Origin of the sequence: [Lactobacillus] rogosae (genome assembly GCA_900112995.1) — a bacterium.
GTDB classification, from domain to species: Bacteria; Bacillota; Clostridia; order Lachnospirales; family Lachnospiraceae; genus Lachnospira; species Lachnospira rogosae.
Genome location: FONU01000023.1, coordinates 14764 through 40229, shown reverse-complemented (window position 1 = coordinate 40229; position 25466 = coordinate 14764). Strand labels below are relative to the sequence as shown.

Annotated in this window: 22 protein-coding genes; 19 read left to right on the top strand and 3 right to left on the bottom strand. The window is 37.1% G+C overall.

Annotated elements, in window-relative coordinates; all coding sequences use genetic code 11:
• Positions 1 to 136 precede the first annotated feature (136 nt).
• The 10 genes from BM157_RS10540 (at position 137) to guaA (ending at position 16196) form a co-directional block, all read left to right on the top strand.
• Positions 137 to 1252, top strand: a complete 1116-nt coding sequence (locus tag BM157_RS10540; RefSeq protein ID WP_022501241.1) for an ABC transporter ATP-binding protein — start codon at positions 137 to 139, stop codon at positions 1250 to 1252.
• Positions 1253 to 1412: 160 nt separating this feature from the next.
• Positions 1413 to 2504: a PucR family transcriptional regulator gene (locus BM157_RS10535; RefSeq protein ID WP_022501242.1), complete on the top strand. Its 1092-nt coding sequence runs from the start codon at positions 1413 to 1415 to the stop codon at positions 2502 to 2504.
• A gap of 18 nt (positions 2505 to 2522) precedes the next feature.
• A complete protein-coding gene (gene ftsE / locus BM157_RS10530) occupies positions 2523 to 3209 on the top strand; it encodes a cell division ATP-binding protein FtsE (RefSeq protein WP_022501243.1) in 687 nt (228 codons plus the stop codon).
• On the top strand, positions 3199 to 4107 hold the full coding sequence (gene ftsX, locus BM157_RS10525) for a permease-like cell division protein FtsX (protein ID WP_022501244.1): 909 nt from the start codon (positions 3199 to 3201) through the stop codon (positions 4105 to 4107). Before ftsE ends, ftsX begins: the two co-directional genes overlap by 11 nt.
• Positions 4108 to 4313: 206 nt before the next feature.
• Positions 4314 to 5507 carry a murein hydrolase activator EnvC family protein gene (locus tag BM157_RS10520; RefSeq protein WP_022501245.1) on the top strand — a complete coding sequence of 398 codons (1194 nt, stop codon included), beginning with the start codon at positions 4314 to 4316 and terminating at the stop codon, positions 5505 to 5507.
• Between the two features lie 28 nt (positions 5508 to 5535).
• Positions 5536 to 6972 (top strand): S41 family peptidase, encoded by a 1437-nt coding sequence (locus BM157_RS10515; RefSeq protein ID WP_318255926.1) that lies wholly within the window; start codon positions 5536 to 5538, stop codon positions 6970 to 6972.
• 241 nt (positions 6973 to 7213) lie between these two features.
• Positions 7214 to 9214: an excinuclease ABC subunit UvrB gene (uvrB, locus tag BM157_RS10510; protein ID WP_022501247.1), complete on the top strand. Its 2001-nt coding sequence runs from the start codon at positions 7214 to 7216 to the stop codon at positions 9212 to 9214.
• 202 nt (positions 9215 to 9416) lie between these two features.
• Positions 9417 to 12251, top strand: a complete 2835-nt coding sequence (gene uvrA / locus BM157_RS10505; protein ID WP_090141064.1) for an excinuclease ABC subunit UvrA — start codon at positions 9417 to 9419, stop codon at positions 12249 to 12251.
• Positions 12252 to 12437: 186 nt separating this feature from the next.
• Positions 12438 to 14000 carry an HAD-IA family hydrolase gene (locus tag BM157_RS13055; RefSeq protein WP_318255925.1) on the top strand — a complete coding sequence of 521 codons (1563 nt, stop codon included), beginning with the start codon at positions 12438 to 12440 and terminating at the stop codon, positions 13998 to 14000.
• A gap of 621 nt (positions 14001 to 14621) precedes the next feature.
• Positions 14622 to 16196 carry a glutamine-hydrolyzing GMP synthase gene (guaA, locus tag BM157_RS10495; protein ID WP_090141062.1) on the top strand — a complete coding sequence of 525 codons (1575 nt, stop codon included), beginning with the start codon at positions 14622 to 14624 and terminating at the stop codon, positions 16194 to 16196.
• Between the two features lie 87 nt (positions 16197 to 16283).
• On the opposite strand, the gene BM157_RS13050 is transcribed toward guaA, so the two are convergent.
• From BM157_RS13050 to BM157_RS10485, 3 genes are read right to left on the bottom strand one after another with little or no spacing between them, the layout of a single operon-like run.
• Positions 16284 to 16460, bottom strand: coding sequence for a hypothetical protein (locus tag BM157_RS13050; protein ID WP_318255924.1), 177 nt, complete (start codon positions 16458 to 16460; stop codon positions 16284 to 16286).
• A gap of 15 nt (positions 16461 to 16475) precedes the next feature.
• Positions 16476 to 17024: a hypothetical protein gene (locus BM157_RS10490; RefSeq protein ID WP_090141060.1), complete on the bottom strand. Its 549-nt coding sequence runs from the start codon at positions 17022 to 17024 to the stop codon at positions 16476 to 16478.
• Positions 17025 to 17027: 3 nt separating this feature from the next.
• Positions 17028 to 17672, bottom strand: a complete 645-nt coding sequence (locus BM157_RS10485; RefSeq protein ID WP_090141058.1) for a helix-turn-helix domain-containing protein — start codon at positions 17670 to 17672, stop codon at positions 17028 to 17030.
• Between the two features lie 212 nt (positions 17673 to 17884).
• On the opposite strand from BM157_RS10485, the gene BM157_RS10480 reads away from it, so the two are divergent.
• The 9 genes from BM157_RS10480 to BM157_RS10440 all read left to right on the top strand — a co-directional run bounded on the left by BM157_RS10480 (position 17885) and on the right by BM157_RS10440 (position 25463).
• Positions 17885 to 18082: a MarR family transcriptional regulator gene (locus BM157_RS10480; protein ID WP_090141057.1), complete on the top strand. Its 198-nt coding sequence runs from the start codon at positions 17885 to 17887 to the stop codon at positions 18080 to 18082.
• Complete coding sequence (locus BM157_RS10475) at positions 18083 to 19177, top strand: site-specific integrase (RefSeq protein ID WP_090141055.1); 1095 nt, start codon at positions 18083 to 18085, stop codon at positions 19175 to 19177.
• Positions 19161 to 19532 (top strand): plasmid mobilization protein, encoded by a 372-nt coding sequence (locus BM157_RS10470; RefSeq protein WP_090141053.1) that lies wholly within the window; start codon positions 19161 to 19163, stop codon positions 19530 to 19532. Before BM157_RS10475 ends, BM157_RS10470 begins: the two co-directional genes overlap by 17 nt.
• Before the next feature lie 30 nt (positions 19533 to 19562).
• Positions 19563 to 19940: a TnpV protein gene (locus tag BM157_RS10465; protein ID WP_090141052.1), complete on the top strand. Its 378-nt coding sequence runs from the start codon at positions 19563 to 19565 to the stop codon at positions 19938 to 19940.
• Between the two features lie 308 nt (positions 19941 to 20248).
• A complete protein-coding gene (locus BM157_RS10460) occupies positions 20249 to 21289 on the top strand; it encodes a plasmid recombination protein (RefSeq protein ID WP_318255923.1) in 1041 nt (346 codons plus the stop codon).
• Between the two features lie 446 nt (positions 21290 to 21735).
• Positions 21736 to 22209 carry a hypothetical protein gene (locus BM157_RS10455; RefSeq protein WP_090141050.1) on the top strand — a complete coding sequence of 158 codons (474 nt, stop codon included), beginning with the start codon at positions 21736 to 21738 and terminating at the stop codon, positions 22207 to 22209.
• 10 nt (positions 22210 to 22219) lie between these two features.
• On the top strand, positions 22220 to 23101 hold the full coding sequence (locus tag BM157_RS10450) for a hypothetical protein (protein WP_090141048.1): 882 nt from the start codon (positions 22220 to 22222) through the stop codon (positions 23099 to 23101).
• A 10-nt stretch (positions 23102 to 23111) separates the two neighbouring features.
• A complete protein-coding gene (locus BM157_RS10445; protein WP_090141046.1) occupies positions 23112 to 24404 on the top strand; it encodes a DNA cytosine methyltransferase in 1293 nt (430 codons plus the stop codon).
• 39 nt (positions 24405 to 24443) lie between these two features.
• On the top strand, positions 24444 to 25463 hold the full coding sequence (locus BM157_RS10440; RefSeq protein ID WP_090141044.1) for a nucleoid-associated protein: 1020 nt from the start codon (positions 24444 to 24446) through the stop codon (positions 25461 to 25463).
• Positions 25464 to 25466 lie beyond the last annotated feature (3 nt).

Genomic DNA, 25466 nt, shown 5'->3' with positions numbered 1-25466 from the left:
ATTATGGTAAAAGTGATAAAAAAGCAACTGCGATATTTGGCTAATTACCATATAGCCAAGGACAGGCATTTAGTGTAGAATAAGCAGTATCAGAAAGCGTGCATACGCTTTTTATATTTTAGGAGGAAAGTTTTCAATGGCAAGTTTATCACTTAAAAATGTTTGTAAAGTATATCCTAACGGCTTTGTAGCTGTTAAAGATTTCAACCTTGAAATCGCAGATCAGGAATTTATTATCTTCGTAGGACCATCTGGTTGTGGTAAGTCTACAACTCTTCGTATGATCGCTGGTCTTGAAGAAATCAGTTCTGGTGAATTATGGATCGGAGACAAGCTCGTTAATGATGTAGAGCCTAAGGATAGAGATATCGCTATGGTATTCCAGAATTATGCGTTATATCCACATATGTCAGTATATGACAATATGGCATTTGGTCTTAAGTTAAGAAAGGTACCTAAGGATGAAATAGATAAGTCAGTTCATGAAGCTGCTAAGATTCTTGATATCGAGCACTTACTTGATCGTAAGCCAAAGGCTCTTTCAGGTGGTCAGAGACAGAGAGTTGCTATGGGACGTGCTATCGTTCGTAGTCCTAAGGTATTCCTTATGGATGAGCCTCTTTCAAATCTTGATGCTAAGTTAAGAGTTCAGATGCGTGTTGAGATTTCTAAGCTTCATAAGAGATTACAGACAACAATCATCTACGTTACACATGACCAGACAGAGGCTATGACACTTGGTACAAGAATCGTAGTTCTTAAGGATGGTATTATACAGCAGGTAGATACACCTCAGAACCTTTACAATACACCTAACAACATTTTCGTTGCTGGTTTCATTGGTTCACCTCAGATGAATCTTATCGACGCTACAGTAGCTCAGGAAGGTTCACAGGCAGTTCTTAAGATGAGCGAAGAAGTTGTTATCAAACTTCCAGCTGAAAAGAGCAAGAAGCTTATCGATGAAGGTTATGTTGGAAAGACAGTTGTAGTTGGTATCCGTCCAGAAGACGTTAAAGATGATCCAGAATTTATCGCTGCTCATCAGGATACTAAGTTTAAGTCAACAATCAGAGTATATGAATTACTTGGTGCTGAAGTTAACCTTCACTATGAAATCGGTGATGTTACATGTACAGCTAAGGTTAATCCTAGAACAACAGCTCGTCCAGGTGATGAAGTTGAATTCGCTATGGATGTTGCAAGACTTCATGTATTTGATAAGGAAACAGAAATGGTAATTACTCACTAATTACTATACATAATTAGATATTTGTATTATTCAAATATAATTATTTTATAAAATTTAGAGGAAGTGTATAATTTCTATACATTTCCTCTTTTTTTTTTTGTCATTTTGCTTTACAATGATATAGTAAATGTCAAAAAGATGCGAAGGAATGGAGTATAATATGATTTCAAATCAGATTTTACAGACAACCGTTGATGGGTTAAAAGAAATATCACGAGTTGATTTATGTGTTATTGATGCAGAGGGCAAGGTTGTAGCTAAGACATTTGATAATGTTGCTGAATGTACAGCAGATGCACTTGTATTTATAGATTCACCAGCAGATAGTCAGGTGGTTAATGGATATCAGTTCTTTAAGGTTGTTGAAGATGGCAATCTTGAGTATATAATATTGGCTAAGGGAACAACTGATGATGTATTTATGTTAGGAAAGCTTGCAGCATTTCAAATACAGAATCTTTTAGTTGCTTATAAGGAAAGATTTGATAAGGATAACTTTATAAAGAATCTTCTTCTTGATAATCTTCTAAGGGTTGATATGTATACAAGAGCTGAGAAGCTTCATATTGATACGGATGTAAAGAGAGTTGTATATATTATTGAGACTAAGCACGAGAAAGATATTAATGCATTAGAGACAATAAGAACTTTATTTGCTTCAAGAACAAGGGATTTTATCACAGCAGTTGACGAGAAGAGTATAATACTTGTCAGAGAGGTTAAGAGTAATGAAACTTACGAAGACCTTGATAAGACAGCAGAAGTTATTATAGATATGTTAAATACAGAGGCTATGAGTTCTGCTCATATTGCTTATGGTACTATTGTTAATGATATAAGAGAAGTATCACGTTCTTACAAGGAAGCTAATATGGCTCTTGATGTAGGCAAGATATTCTATAGTGACAAGAATGTTGTTGCATATAACAGACTTGGTATTGGACGTTTAATATATCAGCTTCCACTTCCACTTTGTCAGATGTTCATAAGAGAGATATTTGACGGAAAGTCACCTGATGATTTAGATGAGGAGACATTATCAACAATTAACAAGTTCTTTGATAACAGCCTTAATGTATCAGAGACATCAAGACAGTTATATATCCACAGAAATACTCTTGTATACAGACTAGATAAGCTTCAGAAGACTACAGGCCTTGATTTGAGAGTGTTTGATGATGCCATAACATTTAAGATTGCACTTATGGTAGTTAAATATATGAAATATATGGAAAGTAAAGATACATACTAATTTGGAGGAATATTAATAATGATTATAATGGAAGATGTTACCAAAACGTATACATCTGGAGTTCCTGCTTTGAACGGAATTAATCTTCACGTTCAGAAAGGAGAATTCGTGTTTATAGTAGGTAAGAGTGGTTCAGGTAAGTCAACTCTTATAAAGCTTCTTCTTAAGGAACTTGACCCAACATCGGGTAAGATATACGTTAATAAAAAGTACCTTAATAAACTTACAAGAAAGAAGTTACCATATCTTAGAAGAGATATCGGTGTTGTATTTCAGGATTTCAGACTTTTACCAGATCGTAATATATACGATAATATTGCATTTGCACAGAAAGTTGTCGAAGCTCCTAATAAGAAGATTAAGAGCAGGGTTCTTGCTATGCTTTCAATGGTAGGACTTCTTGATAAGTATAAGTCATTTCCTAATGAGTTATCAGGTGGTGAACAGCAGAGAGTTGCCATAGCCAGAGCACTGGTTAATAAGCCAGCTATATTATTGTGCGATGAGCCTACAGGTAACCTTGACCCAGCTAATTCTAATGAGATTATGAAGATATTAGATCAGGTTAACAAGCAGGGAACAACAGTACTTGTTGTTACTCATAATATGGAGATAGTTCAGCAGATGAAGAAGAGAACTATTACTATGAGCGAAGGCAAGATTATCAGTGATTTGGAAAAAGGTGGTTATTTCTATGAAGATTAGATCGTTATTTTATCATATTAAAGACGGATTAAAGAACATCTATCGTAATAGATTGTTCTCTCTTGCGTCTATAGCAACAATTACAGCGTGTATATTCCTTTTTGGTGTATTCTATGCACTTGTATCCAATTTTCAGTATATGATTCATAAGGCTGAGAATGAAGTATGCGTAACAGTATTTTTCGATGAAGGACTTACAGACGCAGATATTAAGAAGCTTGGCGATACGATAAGCCAGCGTAATGAAGTGTCAAGAATTCATTATACATCAGCTGATGAAGCGTGGGAGAATTACAAGGCTGAGTATTTTAAAGATTACCCAGAACTTGCAGAAGGTTTCAAGGATGATAATCCTCTTGCTAATTCTTCATCATATGAGATATATCTTAATGAAGCTTCAAGTCAGGCTACACTTGTAACATACCTTGAAAATCTTGATGGTATAAGACAGGTTAACCGTTCAGAGGCAACAGCAAGTGGACTTGCCAGTGCCGCAAGACTTGTTAGTTACATAACAATAGCAATTATAGTTATTCTTCTTGCAGTATCTATATTCCTTATTACTAACACAATTGTAATAGGTATTACTGTCCGTAAAGAAGAGATTTCTATTATGAAGTATATAGGTGCTACAGATGCATTTGTTAATGCACCATTCTTCGTAGAAGGTATTGTAATTGGACTTGTTGGTTCAATTATTCCAATAGTTATTCTTAGATTTGTATATGAGAATATTATTAATTTTGTTATGAATAAGTTCTCGATACTTCAGAATATTCTTGCATTTATGCCGGTTAATGATGTATTCAGAATACTGGTTCCAGTAGGAATTCTTCTTGGTATCGGAATAGGTGCATTAGGAAGCTTCTTTGCTGTAAGAAAGCATGCTAATGTATAGCAGATAATATTAGCCAGACATAGGACTGCTGCATTGAATTATATGATTATGTATTATATATGAAGATTATATTATGTGATTGTATATGATATGTGGAAGTCCTATTTAAAAATAAAAATGGTATCCGACAGTATAGATTGTTATGCTATTGTTAAGCGGCTGTTTGTATGCATTTTATAAATGGTCTGGCTGAATGGAGGAGTTGTATGAGGAGAGCATTAGCAAAAAGGCTTATTCCATTGTTGATGGTACTTGTGCTTGTAATACCATATTTTGCAGTGTCATATTATGATGTATATGGAGATGATAAGCAGAATCTCAATGATGCTAACAGCAAGAAAAAAGATTTGCAGAGCCAGTATGAACAGACAGAGAAAATAATTGAAGACTTAAAGGCACAGAACGATGATATGATAGCTTATATTGCCCAGCTTGATGCACAGATGTCCAGTGTTGATGGCGAGCTTAATGAGGTTAATGAGCAGGTTGAGCAGATAGAGGCTGAGATAGCGGATACAGAAGAAAAGCTTGCACAGGCAGAGATAGAGGCAGAAGAACAGTATAGTTCAATGAAGCTTAGAATTCAGTTTATGTATGAACATAATGATGAAACATATTTTGCATTGCTTATGAATTCTCAGAGTATGGGTGATATGCTTAATAAGGCGGAATATATTACAAAAATCTCACAGTATGACAGGGAAATGCTTGAAAAATATAATGCTACTGTTACTTATATAACTGTCGCTAAAGCACAGTTAGAAACAGACAGGGAGACACTTGTAACCAAGCAGGAGGAGCTTGAAGATAAGAGAGCTTCACTTTCACTGCTTGAGTCAACCAAGAAGAGTGAGATGGCTTCATTACAGAAGAATAAGCAGCAGCAGGAGAATTATAAAGCTAAGATAGAAGCTGATATAAAGGCTCAGGACGAATATATTGCCAAGATAGAGGCAGAGATTAAGGCCAAGGAGAATAGTGGAAGTGCCAATGTTGTAAAATATGATGGTGGAAAGTTCAAGTGGCCTACAGAGTCAACAAGGATAACCTCACCTTATGGTGATACAGAGGGCAGAAGCTCTCCGCATAAGGGAATTGATATCGGTGCACTTAACAGAGGCGTTGCGGGTGATGCTATATATGCGGCGTATGATGGTGATGTGGTAATTGCGACATTTAGTTCATCAGCGGGTAATTATATTATGATTAATCATGGTGGTGGATTGTATACAAGATATCTGCATGCTTCAAAGCTTCTTGTCAGTGCAGGAACACATGTAACTAAGGGACAGAAGATAGCACTTATGGGAACAACTGGTGATTCTGACGGAGTTCATCTACATTTTGATGTAAGATATAACGGAAGTTATGTTTCACCTTGGAACTACTTAAGCAAATAAATATTAATAAATGCAGAGGCATATAGGTATGGACAATCAAAATAACAACATTTATTCAAATGATAATGTCAATAGTGATGATTTTAATGCTGGTGATAACATTAATGTAATTAATAATGTTAATGCAGATAATGACAATAATGCCGGAAACAGAATTAATAATAGTGCTTCGGATAATCGTGGAAATATTGGTGATTTGTATGGAATGAATGATTTAAGAAGAAATGCACAGCCGCCAAGAAAGAAGAAATCACAAGGCTTTGCAAGTGGAATGATTATCGGTGCTGTATCAGCATTTATGGCTGTTATACTTCTAATATTAAGTGTGGCAGCAGTGTGTATAGCTAAAGGCTACATTCATATAGGTGTTAATGGAGATGTATATATACAATCTGATGCAGTCACAGATTCAGACGGAATTGGAAGTGAGGTAGAAGGCAAGCTTAATGCAATTGATTCTGTGCTTGAATCCTTTTATTTTGGTGATGTAGATGATGAAACCGCCAAAGATAACATTTACAAGGCGTATCTTAGTTCATATGGTGACAAGTATACCATGTATTATACAGCGGATGAATATAAAGCCTTAAAGGAGTCAACAAATGGCAAGTTCTATGGCATAGGAGCAGTCTGCCAGCTTAGCGGTGAAGGTGGTGTTCTTCTTGTAGATGTATATGATAATGGGGCAGGTTATCAGGCTGGACTCAGGAGTGGCGACAGGGTTGTAAATGTTGATGGCAGGGACATAACAGATATGGAGCTTTCATCAGCCGTTGCACTTATTAAAGGCGACAAGGGTACATCTGTCACGCTGGAGGTCATTCGTGGAACTGAGCGACTGACATTTTCTGCGGTAAGAGATGCTGTTGAAGCAAAGACAGTGTCATATACACTTCTTGATAATAATATAGGTTATCTTTCGATATCACAGTTTGAGGAGGTAACAACAAAGCAGTTCAAGGCGGCTGTTGAAGATTTGCAGTCACAGGGTATGAAAGGACTTGTAATTGATATAAGAAACAATCCAGGTGGATTGCTTGATACGGTTGTAGGTATGCTTAAATATATGCTTCCTGACGGACTTATTGTGTATACAGAGGATAAGCAAGGCAATAGAAAAGAGTATAAAGGTCAGGATAATGATGAGTTCAATCTGCCACTGGCAGTCATTGTAAATGGCAACAGTGCCAGTGCCTCAGAGATATTTGCAGGTGCTATACAGGATTATGGCAAAGGAACGATAATTGGAACCCAGACATATGGCAAAGGAATTGTGCAGACAGTTAAACCACTTACAGATGGAAGTGCAATAAAGTTCACAATTGCCAAGTATTTTACACCAAAGGGTCAGGATATACACGGAAAAGGTGTTACTCCAGATATGGTAGTGGAATATGATACTGATGCAGATGTTGATACCCAGCTTGATGCGGCAATTAAGAATGTGGAAGCACAGATTAATTAAATATATGCAAATGTAAAATATATAAATTACAGTAAGCCTGATGGCTGATATGCGGATTGGCAGTTTGTTGAAATCTGTTGTGTATCAGCAGTCAGGTAATTTTTATCACAAAATAAAACAAATGTTCTATTTTTAATAGACAAAGGCATTTATTTGTAGTAAAATCAATATATAAGGTAAATACTATTAAATAATATTGTTGTTGACTATTTTACTATAGATTAACGAAGGGAGAATTGTTATGGAATTCAAGTTACACGCTCCTTATAAACCGACAGGAGATCAGCCCCGTGCAATAGAGAAGCTTGTGCAGGGATTTGAAGAGGGTAATCAGTTCGAGACCCTTGTCGGTGTTACAGGCTCTGGTAAGACATTTACTATGGCAAACATTATCCAGCATGTACAGAAGCCTACTCTTATAATCAGTCATAATAAAACATTAGCAGCACAGCTGTACTCTGAGATGAAAGAGTTCTTTCCTGAAAATGCAGTGGAGTACTTTGTCTCTTATTATGATTATTATCAGCCAGAGGCTTATGTGCCACAGAGCGATACTTATATAGCCAAGGATTCTTCGATTAATGACGAGATAGATAAGTTAAGACATTCAGCAACAGCGGCACTGTCTGAAAGAAATGATGTAATCATAGTTGCTTCAGTTTCATGTATATATGGATTAGGTGCACCTATTGATTATAAGAATATGGTTATCTCACTTCGTCCAGGTATGGAAAAAGACAGGGATGAAATGATAAGAAAGCTTATAGATATACAGTATATGCGTAATGACCAGGATTTTAAACGAGGAACATTCAGGGTAAGGGGAGATGTTGTAGAGATATATCCGTCAGCTTCCAGTGGAGATGCTGTGAGAGTAGAGTTTTTTGGTGATGAGATAGACAGGATAAGCGAGATTGATTCTCTTACCGGTGAGGTTAAATGTAACCTTGACCATGTTGCTATATTTCCTAATTCACATTATGTTGTTGAAAAAGAGAAGATGGAAAAGGCGATTGAGAATATTAAGAAAGAGCTTGCAGAGAGAATAGAGTATTTTAAGAGTGAGGATAAGCTTCTTGAGGCACAGAGAATAGAAGAACGAACGAACTTTGATATAGAGATGATGCAGGAAACAGGCTTCTGTTCAGGTATTGAGAATTATTCAAGACATTTAGCAGGGCTTCCGGCAGGGTGTCCACCATATACGCTTATGGACTATTTTCCAGATGATTTTATGATTATTGTCGATGAGTCACATATAACTATTCCACAGATAAGGGGAATGTATGCAGGCGATCAGGCAAGAAAGACGACACTTGTTGATTATGGCTTCAGGCTTCCATCAGCGAAGGATAACAGACCGCTTAATTTTCAGGAGTTTGAGAGCAAGATATCACAGATGCTTTTTGTATCTGCTACACCTAGCAGGTATGAGGAAGAACATGAGCTTATGAGGGCAGAACAGATTATAAGGCCTACAGGACTTCTTGATCCTGAGATAACAGTAAGACCAATAGAGGGTCAGATAGATGATCTTATAAGTGAGATTAATAAGGAAGTTGAAAAAAAGAACAAGATACTTGTAACTACACTTACCAAGCGTATGGCAGAGGATCTCACAGATTATCTTAAGGAAGTCGGCATAAGAGTCAAGTATCTTCATGCGGATATTGATACACTAGAGCGACAGAAGATTATAAGGGATATGCGACTTGACGGATTCGATGTGCTTGTTGGTATCAATCTGCTTAGAGAGGGACTTGATATTCCAGAGATAAGTCTTGTGGCTATTCTTGATGCTGATAAAGAGGGCTTCTTAAGAACAGAGACTTCACTTATCCAGACGATAGGACGAGCTGCCAGAAATGCAGAGGGACACGTTATTATGTATGCAGATACTATAACAGAGTCTATGGAAAAGGCTATATCTGAGACGGAAAGACGTAGAAAGATACAGCAGGAGTACAATGAGGTACACGGAATAACCCCTCAGACTATAAAGAAGGCAGTAAGAGATCTTATAAGTATATCTAAGGCAGCAGAAGCAGATAATTCAAATGGAAGGCTTGATGTAGATTATGAATCTATGAGCATTAAAGATCTTGAAAAGGTTAAGAAGCAGATTGAGAAAAATATGCGTAAGGCTGCAGCAGAGCTTGACTTTGAACAGGCGGCTATGCTTCGTGATAAGATGATCGAGATTAATAAGTATATTTATGAGGATAAGAAGTCAGGCAGATAGAATTAATAGCTATTATACCAGGTGAGGCAATAAGTTCAAAAGCAATATTACGCAGTCAGGAATGACAGGCAGATATTATCATTACAGTATTATATGATGTATGTGTCATAATTATAAAAAGCAGTTGCTGATTACAGAAAAAGCTTTATGTACCTGAGATGATTAAGGATTAAGAAAGAAGAAATAACGGAGAAAATAGAATATGGAAAAAGGCGATTACAGGAATTATATAAGAATAAGAGGTGCAAATGAGCATAATCTTAAAAATATTGATGTAGATATACCAAGGGACAGTCTTGTAGTACTTACAGGTCTGTCTGGTTCTGGTAAGTCAAGTCTTGCCTTTGATACTATATATGCAGAAGGCCAGAGAAGATATATGGAGTCATTATCTTCATATGCAAGGCAATTCTTAGGACAGATGGAAAAGCCGGCGGTAGAGAGTATAGAAGGACTTTCACCAGCTATTTCCATAGACCAGAAGTCAACTAACAGAAATCCACGTTCAACAGTTGGAACTGTTACAGAGATATATGATTATTTCAGACTATTATATGCAAGAATAGGTACACCACATTGTCCAAAGTGTGGCAAAGTAATCAACAAGCAGACTGTAGACCAGATGGTTGATACTATTATGGAGCTTCCAGAAAGAACAAAGATACAGATATTAGCTCCAGTTGTAAGAGGAAGAAAAGGTGAACATAAGAAGCTTTTTGAACAGGCTAAAAAGAGTGGTTATGTAAGAGTTATTGCTGATGGCAATATGTATGAGCTTACAGATGAGATAAATCTTGATAAGAACAAGAAGCATAATATAGAAATTGTTGTTGACCGTCTTGTAGTCAAAGATGGAATTAATAAAAGACTTACAGACTCAATAGAAACAGCACTTAAGCTTGCAGAGGGACTTATGACAGTTGACGTTATAGACGGTGAGCCAATTAACTTTTCACAGAGCTTTTCGTGTCCGGATTGTGGCATAAGCATAGATGAGATAGAGCCAAGAAGCTTTTCATTCAATAATCCATTTGGTGCGTGTCCAGATTGTTACGGACTTGGTTATACAATGAATTTTGATGCAGAGCTTCTTATACCAGATGATTCATTAAGCATCGATGAGGGAGCTATAGTTGGTATGGGATGGCAGTCTGTAAAGGATGAGGGCAGCTTTTCTAGGGCTATTATGAGCGCACTTGCAAAGGAATATAACTTCAGTTTATCAACACCATTTAAGGATTATCCAGATGATATTAAGGATATGATTATAAATGGTACTAATGGCAGAAGTGTTAAAGTGCATTACAAAGGCCAGAGAGGCGTTGGAGAATACGATATAGCATTTGAAGGCCTTATCCATAATATGGAGAAAAGATACAGGGAAACTTACTCAGACAGTGCAAAGCAGCAGTATGAGGAATTCATGCGCATAAGACCTTGTAAATCCTGCCACGGACAGAGATTAAAGCCATCATCTCTTGCTGTTACGATAGCAGATAAGAATATATATCAGATTACGGATATGTCTATTGTTAAGTTAAAGAAGTTCTTAGATGAGCTTGAGCTTACAGACAGACAGAAGTTTATCGGTGCAGATATACTTAAGGAGATTAAGGCAAGAATACAGTTTCTTATGGATGTAGGACTTGATTATCTTTCATTATCAAGAGCTACAGGTACGCTTTCAGGAGGAGAGGCACAGAGAATAAGACTTGCGACACAGATAGGTTCAGGACTTGTTGGTGTGGCTTATATACTTGATGAGCCAAGTATCGGACTTCATCAGAGAGATAACGACAAGCTGCTTGGGACACTTATACATTTGCGTGACCTTGGTAACTCAGTTATTGTGGTTGAACACGATGAAGATACTATGCGTGCCGCAGATTATATTGTTGATATAGGACCGGGCGCCGGACGTAATGGTGGAGAAGTTGTTGCGACAGGAACAGCGGCTGATATTATGGCATGCAAGGATTCGCTTACAGGTGCATATCTTAGTGGAAGAATCAGGATTCCAGTGCCGGCGAAGCGAAGAAAGCCGACAGGCTGGATAACTGTTAAGGGTGCAAGGGAGAATAATCTTAAAAATATTGATGTTGATATACCACTTGGAGTATTTACATGTGTAACAGGTGTATCGGGTTCAGGAAAGAGCTCCCTTGTGAATGAAATTCTGTATAAGCACCTTGCGAAGTCTTTAAACCGTGCAAGATGTATCGCTGGTGACCATGATGATATTACAGGAATCGAGCAGCTTGATAAGGTTATAGATATTGACCAGTCGCCAATAGGAAGAACTCCACGTTCTAATCCTGCGACATATACGGGCGTATTTGATATGATAAGGGATCTTTTTGCTTCAACAACAGATGCTAAGGAAAGAGGTTATAACAAAGGACGTTTCAGCTTTAATGTAAAGGGAGGACGTTGTGAGGCTTGTTCTGGAGATGGTATTATCAAGATAGAAATGCATTTCCTGCCTGATGTATACGTGCCTTGTGAAGTGTGTGACGGAAAGCGTTATAACAGAGAAACACTTGAAGTTAAGTATAAGGGAAAGAGCATATATGATGTGCTTGATATGACAGTTGAGGATGCAGTTGATTTCTTTGAAAATGTGCCATCAGTCAGAAGAAAAATAGAAACTCTTAATGACGTTGGACTTTCATACATTAAGTTAGGACAGCCATCTACAGAGCTTTCAGGTGGAGAGGCACAGAGAATAAAGCTTGCTACAGAACTTTCAAAAAGAAGTACAGGAAAGACTATATACATTCTTGATGAGCCTACAACAGGACTTCATTTTGCAGATGTCCACAAGCTTGTTGATATACTTCATAAGCTTGCGGAGGGCGGTAACACTGTTGTTGTTATTGAGCATAATCTTGATGTTATCAAAACAGCCGATTATATTATAGATATGGGACCAGAAGGCGGCGACAGAGGTGGTACAGTTATTGCAAAGGGTACACCAGAAGAGGTTGCCAAGGTTAAGAAGTCTTATACGGGACAGTATGTTAAGAAGTATTTATAAGGATGGTGCAGATGACTGCATTGTGGATGAAAGTTCAATGATAGAAGATGTTTAAAATATCTAAATTGGCAAATTTGAAAATTGCAGGTGCTGGTCAGTGTTATAAATTATAAAACATATCTTTTATAGTTACTTTAAATAATATAAAGTGTAAAAATACGACATTTGATTGCTAGGAGAAGAAAAATGGTATCAGGCATTATATTTGATATGGATGGTATTCTTATAGATTCAGAAAGACAGTCTAATGAGGGCTGGCTATGGGCGGCAGGGCAGCTTGGAGTGGATATGCCCATGTGGCTTATAGACAGCTTTAAGGGTGCTCCGGCAGAGCTTTGCTGCAAGTTCTTTGATGATTATTACAAGGGTGTGATAGATTATTGGGAAGCGAAGGAGCTTAGAACACAGCATGTATACAAGATAAGGGAAACAGAAGGTATTCCTGTTAAAAAGTGCGTAAAGGACATATTTGAATATATAAGAAATAATGGACTAAAGTGTGCAGTTGCTACATCAACAAGGCGTGAAAGTGCTGAGAAAACACTTCATGAAATAGGAGTGTGGGATTATCTTGATGCGGTTGTATATGGAGATGAAGTCGAACATGGAAAGCCAGAACCAGATATATTCCTTCGTGCGGCTAAGGCAATAGGCGTAAATCCGTCAGAGGCAGTAGTAGTTGAGGATAGTATCAATGGAATTAAGGCTGGATATGCGGCAGGTATGAGAGTTGTCCATATTCCTGATACAATAGCAATAGATGATGATATCAGGAAGCTTACATATATGGTATGTGATGACCTTAATGGACTTATCGATGTTGTGGAAAGTATTAACAAACCGGCTATTAACAGGAAAAATGTTATCAATGCATTTGCAGAGTATGTAAGAAATTACGATCCATCAGATGAAAAGATAAAGCTTAAGATAGATCATACCTACAGAGTAGCAGGACTGTGTCAAAGAATTGCAGAATCATTAGGCTTAAGTGAACCAGATGTAGATATTGCATGGCTTCTTGGAATGTTACACGATATAGGAAGATTTGAGCAGATAAGACGTTTCGGTACATTTAATGATGTCCAGTCAGTAGACCATGCAGAATTCGGGGCAGACCTACTGTTTAAGGAAGGTCTTATAAGGAAGTTTGCAGAAGGGTATTATGAAGAATGTGAGCTTGCACAATCGGATAATCAGTCTGATTATTGTCAGGAAGAACGGAAAACTAAAGAATTCTTAGTTAATAATGATGCAACGGCTGTCGATGATGAGCAGATAATAAAAAACAATGAGTACCACAATAAAGATACAGGACTTCTTGAAATGGCAATAAGACAGCATAATAAGTATCGTGTAAAAGAAGACCTCACCGAAAGACAGCGTATGTTTTGTGATATACTGCGTGATGCAGATAAGGTTGACATATTTAAGGTAAATGCAGATATTCCTATGGAGATTATATATGATGTAACAACAGAGGAGCTTAAGAATGGAATTATAACCAAAGAGGTACTTGAGAGCTTTTATAAGAAGGAAACAGTACTTAAAAGTGTAAGAAGGAGTGCAGTTGACCATATAGTAGGGCATATATCACTGCTTTTTGAACTTGTGTATAAAGAAAGTTATAGACAGGCCAAGGAACAAGGTTATGTATATAAACTGCTGAATTTTAAGTCTGATGTACCTGAGGTTAATGCAGAATTTGACGATATGAGGAAATATGTAGACGAGTTCCTTATGGAAATATAAAGCTGTATAAATCTGAAATTAAGCGGTATAAGCATACAACAGATTAATAATAGGAGGTTGTGTTGTATGGGATTGTAATAAAGATTGAAGAATATGCTTGTCATTATACCGCTTGTTTACTATAATAAATGTATATATGAGTTGTAGATGTGTTATATATACTGATATATACTTTAAATGCAATGGAAAAAAATATAAAACAATAAGAGCTGTAAATTGATATAAAAAATTGTTATGTAAAATACCTAATTAATATATGTGTGTGTTATATGTATATATTATATATGTATATGTTATATATATGTATATTATGATACCAGGGGCACAAGGTCTAAACCCACATGGGCTCGCTCATAGGTGGGTTTAGACCTTGTGACACGCCCCCGATATGAGCATAAAAGTGGGATGATAATCTCACGATATGTGAATATTGGGTAGGATTGTGGGAGTGCATAGCACGGAACAATCCGTAGGTATCAAAGTCGGGGCTTTTGACCCCTACATAATATTATTTATATATGCATATTGTGTCTGTATATTTTTTATGATTGGCTGATTAAAGTATAGAAATGCATATAAAATATATCTTCAACGCAAACTTATGATTAGGAAAGGGACAATATGAATCAGGAAAAGGTTATAGTTATTGACTTTGGCGGACAGTACAATCAGTTAGTTGCACGTCGTGTCCGTGAATGTAACGTATATTGTGAGATATATTCTTACAAAACACCTCTTGAGCAGATTAAGGCGATGAACCCTAAAGGAATTATCCTTACAGGTGGTCCGAATAGCTGCTATGAAGAAGGTTCACCTACTTGTACTAAAGAGCTTTTTGAACTTGGTGTTCCAGTGCTTGGATTATGTTATGGTGCTCAGCTTATGCAGCACGTTCTTGGCGGCAAGGTTGAGAAAGCTCCAGTAAGAGAGTATGGAAAGACAGAGACATTTGTTGATAAGAGCAGTGCTTTATTTGGAGATGTTTCAGAAAAGACTATCGTGTGGATGAGCCATTTTGACTACATTTCACAGGTTGCTCCAGGATTTAAGATAATTGCACATACAGCAGACTGTCCAGTGGCAGCAGCAGAGTGTGCAGAAAAGAATCTCTATGCAATCCAGTTCCATCCAGAAGTTCTTCATACACAGGAAGGTACTAAGATGCTTCACAACTTTGTGCGTGGAGTATGCGGATGTGCTGGAACCTGGAAAATGGATGCATTTGTAGAGAATACTATTAAGGAAATACGTGAAAAGGTTGGCGATGGTAAAGTATTACTTGCACTTTCTGGTGGAGTTGATTCATCAGTGGCAGCAGGTCTTCTTTCAAGAGCTATTGGAAAGCAGCTTACATGCGTATTCGTAGACCATGGTCTTCTTCGTAAGAACGAGGGCGATGAGGTTGAAAGTGTATTCGGTCCAGAAGGACAGTTTGACCTTAACTTTATAAGGGTAAATGCACAGGAAAGATATTACTCTAAGCTTGCAGGTGTTACTGAACCAGAGGCTAAGAGAAAGATAATCGGTGAAGAGTTCATTCGTGTGTTTGAGGAAGAAGCCAAGAAGATTGGTGCAGTTGACTTCCTTGCACAGGGAACTATATATCCAGACGTTGTAGAGAGTGGACTTGGCGGTGAATCAGCGGTAATCAAGTCACATCACAATGTAGGTGGTCTTCCAGATTTCGTTGATTTCAAGGAGATTATTGAGCCACTCCGTGATTTATTCAAGGATGAAGTACGTAAGGCTGGTCTTGAACTTGGCATACCAGAACATCTTGTGTTCCGTCAGCCATTCCCAGGTCCAGGACTTGGAATAAGAATTATCGGCGAAGTAACAGGCGACAAGGTTCGTATCGTACAGGATGCCGATTACATCTACCGTGAAGAAGTAGACAAGGCAGTAGAAGCCTACAAGAAAGAAAATGGCAAGGCACCAGCCTGGATGCCAAACCAGTACTTTGCAGCCCTCACTAATATGCGTTCAGTTGGTGTTATGGGTGATGAAAGAACTTATGACTACGCAGTTGCACTTCGTGCAGTCAATACAATTGACTTTATGACAGCCGAAAGTGCCGAGATACCATTTGAGGTACTCCAGACGGTTATGAGTAGAATTATAAATGAGGTGCGCGGGGTTAATAGGGTATTCTATGACCTGACTAGTAAGCCACCGGGAACGATTGAGTTTGAATAATGTACATGAGCCAAGAAATGCTGAAATTACGGCGTTTCTTGGCTCGTTTTTGGTTGAGTGACAATCAAATGACAATAATTTTGGAAATCATTGATTGGATTCGCTGGAAGAATTATTTCCACGATGTTCATAGTTCCATGTGTTTTGACCATGTGAAAGATATTGAGATGTGTCATTTTGCGTTGAAGATGGAACTACCACATCACTAGGTTTTGTATCTTGACCAGCAGCAATAGTATTTAAAAAATCTTGAATATTGTCCATTAGTAGACCTCCTTTCTATGCAAAAATTAATAGAATATATTCTGCAAAACTGAATGAAACTACGATGCTCATAAGTAAAGTTACTAGGGATATTTTTTTGTAGGCGTTCTCAAGTGCTTCATTATTGCTCAAGACAAATTCTGTGTACTGCTTAACAGCGAGCATGTTAGCTTGACTAGAAGGTTTATTCCATAAGCTGTAGTCTATCAATAATTTTGGATTAAAACGATGTAATTTGATTGGTCTTAATCCAATAACAAGTATAAGCATAGAAGATATATAACACAAGCTTATTATTATAAAGAGCACAATACATAATACAAATATAATGCCAGCTCTTGTTGTCTGCGGGAAAGAAAGTGTTACTAGTTTATCTAGTAGAGTTAATATGAAAGCAAAAAACACACTACAAAATGTAATCATTATATAGATTTTATTATCGTATTTGTTTGCACGTTCTGTAACATGTTTGTATTCCTCAAGTGTTATTTCTAAACACTCGGCAGAAGAATCATATGACATATTTTGTGTGTCCACTTTATCAATTTTTACATTGTATTCCATAAGTTACTCTCCTTTCTTCGTTTTCCTTTTCCTCTTCACATAAGAGAAATCCGGAAACAAGTCTTTTAACAATTCTGAGGTTTCTTCTGCATCGTCATCCTCACTCATATTCTGAATTAGTAGCTGATCGTCATCATTGAGATTCAACGAAACAGTGTATTCTTTATTTGGCCCTATTGGATTCATTGGGTACTTTACCTCTTTGAGATAATATTCCGTTTCTGATATTTCTCCATCCTCCAGCTTGTCTCGCAAGCGTGCCCAATACTCAACCATCTTTCGGAAGTTATCAAGGTCTTCTTGTGGACGAGGACCGGCACTAGGAAGCCGCTCTTCAAATTTGAAGCATATTTCTCCATCTTTTAGGGTAGGTCGTAGTCCATATGCCCATTCAATGTCAAACAGCACATGAAGCGCACTGAATATATTTGCCACATCAGGGTCAGACAACGCATAAAAGCTGACCCCTAGATTTCTTGCAATATTTAATAAAGTTGCTTCATCAGGATATCTGTTTCCAAGTTCATAGTTTCTGATAGTGGATTCGTTTAATCCACATTTATCTGCTAATTCCTTTTGTGTCATGTCAGATGCAATTCTGAAATTTCGAATCAAATAGCCTACCCGGCTGGTGAATTTCTCGCCCATTTTACTGCTCCTTATTAGTGTAATGAGTACCATCTTATGCATGATGTCACAAGGTACAAATCATATAACTGCGTACATTATATCATTAACAGTACAAGAATGAAATGTTTTTTACCGAAAAGTATTGACAGTACAAAAGTGAACTGGTAATATAACACACATCACAACCGTTCGGAAATGAACTGAATAATAAAACGAGGAGGCATTAGCTTATGGAGAACAAGAGATTTTTGACAGCGCAGGATGTAATGAAAATGCTGGGAGTTTCACTATCGTATTCCTATAAACTGATACGACGGCTGAATTCAGAACTTGAGGCTGATGGATTCGTGACAATAAAAGGGCGTGTCAGTACACAATATTTTATGAAACGAATCTACGGGCTATCTACGGATAAGGAGGTGGGATAGATGGCGGTTATCAAGAATAATAAGACTGGAATGTGGGAGGTGAGAACCTATTATAAGGATTTGACCGGAGCAAGGAAGCAGAAAACCAAGAGGGGATTTGCCAAGAAGAGCGAAGCCCTTGAATGGGAGCGTAATTTCAAACTGAAAGAGGAGCAGAGTATCAGTATGAGCTTCAAAAGTTTTGTGGATATCTATTTGACGGACTTAGAGCCAAGAATAAAACGCAATACTTTTCTTACAAAGAAGCACATTATTGAGACAAAGATTCTGCCCTATTTCGGGAAACGAAAACTGGATGATATTCGGACCTCAGATGTCATTCAGTGGCAAAACGAGATTATGAAGCTGAAAAAAGATAATGGGGAGTTATTCTCCCCTACCTATCTGAAAACAATTCATAATCAGCTCAGTGCCATATTAAATCATGCGGTAAATATGTATGGTCTGAAAGATAATGTGGCACGAAAAGCTGGAACTATGGGCAAAGAAGAAAATAAGGAAATGGAGTTCTGGACACAGGATGAATTTCAGGCATTTTTAGAGTGTGTGGCAGATAAGCCTATTTCGTATTATGCATTTGAAATGCTTTATTGGACTGGTATTCGTGAAGGTGAGCTGCTTGCACTGACACCGGCAGATTTCAAGTTTGAAAAGAAAACTCTTCGGATAAATAAGTCATATCAGAGGCTGGAAGGCAAAGATGTGATTACAGATCCGAAAACACCAAAGAGTAACAGAACAATTGTCATGCCGGATTTTCTTGCTGTAGAGATGGAGGATTTTATAAGCAGCCTTTATGGAATAAGGGATGATAACAGAATTTTCACTATTTCAAAAAGTTATCTGCATCATGAGATGGATAGAGGTGCAAAGCTTGCAGGAGTGAAGAGAATACGAATTCATGGATTACGACATTCGCACATTTCATTGCTAATCAATTTAGGATTTTCTGCATTGGCAATAGGGGAAAGAGTCGGACATGAGGCGGTAGATATCACATATCATTATGCACATTTATTTCCAACGGTGCAGACGGATATGGCAGCACAATTGGAAACGGAAAGGGAGGCGTTAGTCAATGTCAGAAAAGAATAGAGATGATAAGAACAGATGGCGGAATGTTACAATAGCATTCCGCATGTCACCAGAGGAAAACGAGGAGTTGAATAACAGAGTGAAGCTCAGCGGATTTTGTACCAAGCAGGATTATATAATCCAGAGTGTTCTTCATCAAAAGGTGGTTGCTACAGGCAATCCGTTGATGTTGGTGCAATTCCGGCAGAACCTGCAAAGGATTGAGCGTGAGCTTGAAAGGATTGAAAAGGCATCGGATATGGATGGGGAGTTACTTACTCCCATTCGCTCCATGCTGGAAATATTGGAAGGTTTCAAGGAACAACCGGGAACATTGGCAGATATGAAGAAACTAACAGTACCAAATGAGGAATAACAGATATTTTGTATAAAGGAAGTGACTGCTATGAGCGAAGAAACATTATTTGAAAAATTAGGTGTGAAATACATAGAAAAAGACGGCATTTTTTATCCGTTGATTACATCCGGTGGAGAGGAGAACAGTACAGATGTCGGTAAATATGGTCGTATGTGGATGGATTACATACAGAAGGAATATCCGCAACGATACAGAAGTCTGGTACGATTTGGCGAATTATATGATAAAGCAGCCGAGGTAAATGAAGTGGCTTATGAATTGCTGGAAGATATTGAAAATGAGTGGTTGCGTAAACATAAACCAAAGCAGTCGAATTCTTTTGTGGAAATGTATCTGCTAAGGACTCAGGCAAGAATGATAGCAGAGGAAGTAGTTCTGCATGATGTGGTGAACTGTTTTCATTAGGCGATAAGTGGAGTTCTGTATCGGAGCTGTGGCTGGTAAATAGTATGTCGCGTATACGCGACTCATAAGCTCCCCAAAGGGAGCTTTATCCAGCGACGAGAGCCATATAGCCACTCCGGCGAGGAGCGCAAAACCCGCTTGCGGGTCTGCATTTTTGATGGCGAAGCTGTCAAAAGTGCTTTTGCGTTACTTTTGACAAAAGTAACAAAACCTTCCCAGGAAAAACTTCTGTTTCGTGCCGTAGCCGGCACTCATTACGGATAAGAAGGATGTGTCTGTATACATACAAAAAGAGGAGGATTTTGACAATGGAAAGAACGATTAGTTTTATGAATGGGGAAGGTTCTATTGGACACAACACGAGAAGATTTATAGCTGACAATGTAGACGCCAGCCGCACTCCAAATAATATCACACTTATCCATGAGGATATTAAACAGGCATATCATAAACTGTTTGATAAGGCACTTAAGGAATACAATGCAAAACAGAAACGCAAGGACAGGCAGATTAAAAGTTATTATGATAAGATTTCCCGAAGCAAGCAGGAAAAATTATTTTATGAGGTTATTGTTCAGATAGGCAATAGGGATGATACCGGAGTAGGTAGTTCTTCTGCAGAGGTTGCAACATGGGTGCTGAAGGATTATGTGAAAAAGTTCCAACTTCGCAATCCACAGCTTTATGTGATTGGTGCTTATATTCATCTGGATGAGGAAACACCACATTTGCATCTTAATTTTATCCCTTGGGTATCCGGTTGCAAGAGAGGATTGGAGACAAAGACAAGTCTTAAGGCGGCACTTGTTACCAGAGGATTTGTAAGTGAAGGAAAAGGGAACACCGAATGGAAGCAGTGGGCGGAGGCAGAGAAAGATGATATTGCTCTTATTATGAGCCGGTACGGAATTGATTGGAAAAAGAAAGACACACACAATAAGCATTTATCCGTACTGGATTATAAGAAGCAGGAGCGGGCAAAAGAAGTGGCTGCACTTGAGGAGGAGATAGAGGGTGCACAGGTTGTTCTGGAATTAAAAGAGGAACGGATTGATTCTTTGGAGAAGGAAATTGAAAGTAAGCAAGACAGTTTTAGAAAAGAACAGTCTGAGGCTCAAAAGAAGCTAGATGATACCATATCCGAGAACCAGAAATTACAGTCGGAAACAACGGATTTGCGCTTGAAGAACTCACAATTACGGCTGGAATATTATGAGAATATAGATAAGCTCACAGATAAACAGAAGGAAATTGAGGTGGCGCAAAAAGAGGCTGACAAGTGGATGATGATATCGGATACTGCAAAATTACAGACTGAACGGGCTGAATTTGAACTAGAAGAGGTGTAAAGGCTTAAGAAGGAACTGCTTGGTGCGGTCGATGGAGATGATTATCTGAAGGAGCAGGTGATAGAGCTGAGGTATCAGAATCAGATATTGCGGGAGGAAAACGTAGCCTCAAGGAAAATCTGGAAAAGGCGTATGAGTTTATGAAACAGTTTGTGATTGGCGGGATTAATCTGCTCGAGAAGTTTATGGAGTGGATTGGGGAGAAGGTCAAGGATGTGGGGAGAGGAAGGTGATGTTAAAAATTCACAAAATAGAAAGGCAATTAATGTGGAGAATTCATGAGAATTGTGGTAAAATTATTTTGGGATTTTGTCTTTATTTCGATGAATGGGAATGCTATTTTAAGTAATATTACAAATATGAGTCCTGATTATTGAACATATATTATATGTATAATGTTGTTGGATAGACAATTTTCTAATTACTTATTAAGGAAGTTAGTTGTTATGCGAACAATGTTATTGAGCTTCAAGCCAGAATGGTACAATAAAATTATGGATGGTAGCAAGATATTTGAGTATAGAAGAACATTTCCAAATGAAGAAATAATGGCATATATGTATGTCAGTTCTCCAGTAAAAATGATAGTTGGAAGGATTCATTTGGGTAAGAGAATTGATATTAACACATGGAAAGAACAATACAAAGCGGACAAAGAAGTATGTGAACGAATAGATGATTTCCTGACAAGACATACTTATGCCATGCCGGTGTTGTCTTTTCAGATGACGAAGGAAATAGAGTTAGAAATACTTCGTAAGTTTAACCCAAATTTTGTATGTCCTCAAATGTATTATTATTTGGATAATTATCCGGAATTGTTTGATTTTATAAGGAAAAATGCAACTGACATTGGGAAATTACACATTAATTCATTTGTGAATATAGAGAAAGATGAAATTTGCAGAAAACAGTATTAGGAGGTTTGCCATGGGTGATTTTGGTGCTGCGGAAAGAAGAATATTAGAATTTATGTCAAAGGGGACAGAATTTGTCTTCAATGGGAAAGGATATACAGTAATGTTATCTGGAAAACCAACATGTCATAAAGGTGAACCGAAAACGGATATTTATATATTGGCAGAATCTTGTGAAGATGAAGTTGAAATAAAAATTTCTTATAAGAAAGAAAATGCGGATTTTATTGAAAACAAGATGAGCGCAGAACGTGCAGAACAATTATTTGGTGAAGATTGGATAGATATTATAGAACACTCTACTACAGCTATTCAGGATAAATTTTATGAGCGAATGCTGATTTATAAAAATGGATTTAGAAGAACTGAAAAGGGTTCAATTACCCTCGGATGGAAATTTGAGTTGCTTAATAAAAGTGGTGGAGACTTATCTGGGAAAATGTTACTTACAGATGAACAGGTAGTAGATGTTTATGCAGGAAGTAATCTTTCTCCAGATAAGAAAAATGCGAGTGTTTGTGGGCAGATCATAAGAGATAGTGGTGTCGCTAACTACATATTGATGGATGAGAATGTGTATTCTGCGCAAGATGTAATAGATAAAATGATTCCTATAAGAGAATATGTAATGATGCACCCAGATATTTATTTTGCTTGTAAGGCTTTGAATTACAGAACTTTTGCTGAAAAATGGGATGGGAATAGACCATTATCAGTTCAAGTAAATTGGGATGCACTTGATAACAGATTAGTTCCCGAACTTGTTTTTGACAAGCCTTTGATAGTAAAAGGTAATGAGGTGGCTGAAAGACTTATTCATTATATGCGGAAATTAAATATCAGAACAACAGATGATATTGATGAGGATAATTCGGGAACTGATAAAATAGTATAGAGGTGATAACATGGCTGTTATTTTAGAGGAAAGAGGGCGTGGTAAATTTAAACCAGCTCCAGACTATAAAGTTGATGAAGTAAAAGAACTTCTAAATAAAAAAATTGAAGAAGAAAGACAGGCATTTGCAGATTGTAGTGAAGAGATTGAGTTTGATAAGCTTAACTATGATCCTAATAAGTGGAACCTGCTGTCGCTATTTTCGGGATGCGGTGGTCTGGATTTGGGCTTTGAATTAGCAGGCTTAAAAGCAGTTATGGGCGAAGAAGTTATGGAAGCAGCATTTGCAGACAAAAAGGTCTTTGATGAAAATATCAATAATAATGTATTCAATACGATTTATGTAAACGATATATTTGATGAAGCAAGAGAAACCTATGCACAGAATGCAGGTAAGTATATATACATGGACAAGAGTGATATAAGAAAAATAAAGGAGTTTCCCCAGGCAGATATTGTATTAGGCGGTTTCCCTTGCCCAGGCTTTTCAGAGGCTGGACCGAGATTGGTTGATGATAAGAGAAACTTTTTATACTTGCATTTTATTCGTTGCCTGATGCAGAGCAAACCCAAAATTTTTGTGGCTGAGAATGTAAAAGGAATGATGACTCTTGGAAAGGGTGAGGTTTTCAAGCAAATTGTTCAGGACTTTGCAGCAGCAGGATATACAATATATCACAAACTTTTAAACTCGGCAGAATATGGTGTGCCACAGATAAGAGAACGAGTGATTTTGGTTGGTGTCAGGAATGATACAGACTTTGAATATGTTCATCCGAAACCTACACATGGGTATGGCATTGATGGATTGAAAGAAGTAGTAACACTTCGTGATGCAATTGGTGATTTAGAGGATGATCCGGGAGATTATTTTACAGGCTCGTACTCTACTATTTTTATGTCGCGTAATCGAAAAAAACTGTGGTCACAACCAAGTTTTACGATTCAGGCATCTGGTAGACAGGCGCCGATCCATCCGGCAGGAGCACCTATGGAACATATAGGCAAGGATAGATATATCTTCAGCGATGGAGAAGAAAATAATCGGCGCCTATCAGTGAAGGAAATTGCAAGAATTCAGACATTTCCGGATTGGTATGAATTTAGCAGAGGAACAAGTAACAGAAATGATAATGCCAAACTTGATTTGGTGTATAAGCAGATAGGTAATGCAGTGCCGGTACGCTTAGCATTGGCTGTTGCGGAACCGATTGCGGAGTTTGCAAGGACACAATTAGAACAAGAAAAAGAAGATACAAAGTATGTGATTGTTCATGAAACGGAGAAAAGAATGATGGCATAGAAAAGTAATAATACATTTTGGATAGAAAGTGGTGATGACATGCAGGATTTTTCAAGTGTAAACATAAAAAATATGATTATTCATAATGTAGGAAATAAAGTAAAAGGTGAATCACTAGATTTATCAACAGAAATATGTGATACTAATAATAAAGTAACAAATCAGTATCTGAAACAATTCTTTTTTTCAACATTTAAATTTGATATAACATACAGGTTTGTACATGAGACAGATATAGCAATGAATGAAATATATAATTATGTAAAACACATATTTGATAATTCAGATCAGTTTTATGAGCAATCTGTAAATATTGCTAAGCACCTGTATGAAGTGTCAGTGCATCCTAACATAAAAGCAGGAGAATTGTGTATAGTATATTTACAAAACTGCATAATAGATGATAATGTCACTGATGCTGTAGGAATTTATAAATCAGAATCTAAAGATTATTATTTGCAAGTTAATAGTACTGAAAATGGATATGATATTGAATGCCAACAGGGTATTAATCCTAAGAAATTGGATAAAGGATGTCTTATATTTAATTCATCAGATTCAAATTATAAAGTATGTGTTGTAGATAAAAATGTTAATGATGCCATGTATTGGAAAAAACTTTTTTTGATGATTGAGGAAGAAAAAAATGAATATGCCAATACATCAAAGACATTGAAATCATGTAAAAGATATATTGCTAAAAATGAAGATTTAGAACCAAAAAAGAAATTGGAACTTATAAACAATTCTGTAGAGTATTTCGAAAATAATGATGAATTTGATTTGGAAAAATTTTCAGAAAAAGTATTTAATAATAAAGAAGAATCAGATAAGTTTAAAGTATATTTAGATTCATATGAGATAGATAATAAATTTAGTATATCGTCGAATGCTGTAACTAAAATTAAGAAAACAATAAAGAAGAGTATAAGATTAGATGATAATGTGGAGATTAAATTTAATGATACTGTAGATGATATTAATAATTTGATTGAGAAAGGTTACGATAAGGAAAAGAAAAAAAAGTATTATAAAATATATTATAATGATGAAGATTAGGAG